Below are 2,094 nucleotides of genomic sequence, written 5' to 3' on the forward strand. Positions count from 1 at the left end.
GCCGCACCTCACGGATATTGCCGGCGACAGTGAATTCGAACGGAAGGGTCTCTCCGGTGCGCGACGAGACAAAGCCCACCGCCTGGTGACCATCGAGCGCATCGGGGGAGGCGGGCGTGCCGTGGCGCTCGAGATAGGCGGGGCTGGCGCAGGTGATCTCGCGGATCATCGCGAGCCGCCGCATGATCATGCCGCTGTCGGGCGGCTCGCCGACGCGGATCACGCAGTCCACGCCTTCACGCACGAGATCGACCAGCCGGTCGCTCTGGCCGATCTGCAGGTCGATGCGGGGATAGCGGTCGAGAAACTCCGGCAGGCGCGGCAACAGGAATGTGCGGGTGAGCAGCGTGCTGGCGTCGATGCGCAGCAGGCCGAAAGGCTCGGCGTTGCGGAAGGCGGCCTCGGCATCCTCGATCTCGGCCAGGATCGACAGGCAGCGCCGATAGTAGGCTTCACCATCCTGGGTGGCGTTCACCTGCCGCGTCGTTCGTTCCAGCAGCCGCGCGCCGAGTTGCTCCTCCAGCCGCCGGATGGCTTCCGTCGCGGTTGAGCGCGGCAGGCCGAGATCGGCCGCGGCAGCGGTGAAGCTGCGCCGCTCCAGAACGCGAACAAAGAGCCGCATCGTGTCCAGCCGATCCATGCTCTTTGTTCGCAGTTCCCGAATAGTGATGTCAATGGGTGGATGATTATCCGGAATTCGGCTTGGCCTATATCCGTGTCACCAACAACGCGGAGAGACTTCGATGACAAATCAAACCAGAACCGCGATCGTGACCGGCGCCTCCAAAGGCATCGGCGCCGCCATCGCACAGCGGCTCGCCCGTGACGGCGTCGCCGTTGTCGTCAACTATGCACGGGGCCGCGCGGAGGCCGAAGAACTGGTCCGCGCGATCGAGACCGGCGGCGGCAGGGCGATCGCCGTGCAGGCCGATATCGCCAATCCGAACGGCATCGCCGTGCTGTTCGACGCCGGCGAGAAGGCGTTCGGCGGCATCGACATCCTCGTCAACAATGCCGGCATCATGAAGATTTCGCCGATCGCGCAGACCGACGATGCTTCGTTCGACACCCAGATCGCGATCAATCTCGGCGGCGTGTTTCGCGGCATGCGGGAAGGTGCGCGCCGGCTTCGCGACGGCGGCCGCATGATCAATTTTTCCAGCAGCGTCGTCGGTCTTTATCAGTCGGGCTACGGCGTTTACGCCGCCACAAAGGCGGGTGTCGAGGCGATGACCCACATCCTGGCCAAGGAGCTTGGCGCGCGCCGTGTCACCGTCAACGCGGTGGCGCCCGGACCGATCGAGACCGCGCTGTTCACGGACGGCAAGAGCGAGGCGCAGATCGAGGCCATCGGCAAGATGATCCCGCTCGGCCGGCTCGGCCAGCCCGACGACATTGCCGGGCTGGTCTCGTTCCTGGCCGGTCCGGACAGCTTCTGGGTCAACGGGCAAATCATCCGCGCCAATGGCGGCGTGGTCTGAGGCGGCAACCAGGCCGGCTTGGCTCTCCTGACTGCCTGACTTCCACACTCGAAAAGCTAAGGAAACATCATGCCATTCGCCAACATCAAGCTACCGCAAGCGGCCCTCTCCAAAGCGCAGAAGGAAGACCTCATCCATCGGACGACCGCGATGTTCGTGGACTTTTTCGGTGAGGGCGTGCGCCCCTACACGATGGTGCTGGTCGATGAGGTCGCCGACGGAGGCTATGGCCGGGCCGACGAAGTGTTCGTCGTGCCGGAAGTTTTTCGCGCGAAGGAGTAGTGCAGGGCTAGACCTCGAAGAGGTGCCTTTCACAAATTGAACCCTTGCCGCATCAGCCATCCTTCGTCGCACCGACCCAGTCGGCGGCCACTTCGGCAAACAGCCAGTCGCGGAACGCCTTGATCTTTTTCTGGCGCAGCGCGCCGTCACGGTAGACGACGTAGTAGCGCGAGGCGGATTTCAGCGCGAGATCGAAGGGACGAACCAGCCGCCCCGCAGCGAGGTCGGCCGAGACCAGCGCGCTTCGGCCGAGCAACACGCCTTCGCCATGCACCGCGGCTTCGACGGCGAAGGTGGCGGAATCGAAGCGCACGCCGCGCTTGGGATCGAT

4 protein-coding genes are annotated in these 2,094 nt (G+C 64.8%); 2 read left to right on the forward strand and 2 right to left on the reverse strand.

Annotated elements, in window-relative coordinates:
• Nucleotides 1–640, reverse strand: a 640-nt coding sequence (locus tag EN925_RS33165; RefSeq protein WP_164894563.1) for a LysR family transcriptional regulator, incomplete at its 3' end; no start/stop codon positions are given.
• 103 nt (nt 641–743) lie between these two features.
• Between EN925_RS33165 and EN925_RS33170 the strand changes: the two genes are divergently transcribed.
• Entirely contained in the window at nt 744–1,481 is a 738-nt protein-coding gene (locus EN925_RS33170) for an SDR family oxidoreductase (RefSeq protein ID WP_024501705.1), read from the forward strand.
• A 69-nt stretch (nt 1,482–1,550) separates the two neighbouring features.
• Nucleotides 1,551–1,763 (forward strand): 4-oxalocrotonate tautomerase family protein, encoded by a 213-nt coding sequence (locus EN925_RS33175; protein ID WP_127369925.1) that lies wholly within the window; start codon nt 1,551–1,553, stop codon nt 1,761–1,763.
• Between the two features lie 52 nt (nt 1,764–1,815).
• On the opposite strand, the gene EN925_RS33180 is transcribed toward EN925_RS33175, so the two are convergent.
• Nucleotides 1,816–2,094, reverse strand: a 279-nt coding sequence (locus tag EN925_RS33180) for a LysR substrate-binding domain-containing protein (protein WP_245487399.1), incomplete at its 5' end; no start/stop codon positions are given.

Origin of the sequence: Mesorhizobium sp. M7A.F.Ca.US.006.04.2.1 (genome assembly GCF_004022915.1) — a bacterium.
In the GTDB taxonomy this organism is placed as follows: Bacteria; Pseudomonadota; Alphaproteobacteria; order Rhizobiales; family Rhizobiaceae; genus Mesorhizobium; species Mesorhizobium ciceri.

Bases quoted from the DNA above. Each gene is read 5' to 3' on its own strand.
- EN925_RS33170 (WP_024501705.1), top strand. From the start codon at position 744: ATGACAAATCAAACCAGAACCGCGATCGTGACCGGCGCCTCCAAAGGC.
- EN925_RS33175 (WP_127369925.1), top strand. From the start codon at position 1,551: ATGCCATTCGCCAACATCAAGCTACCGCAAGCGGCCCTCTCCAAAGCG.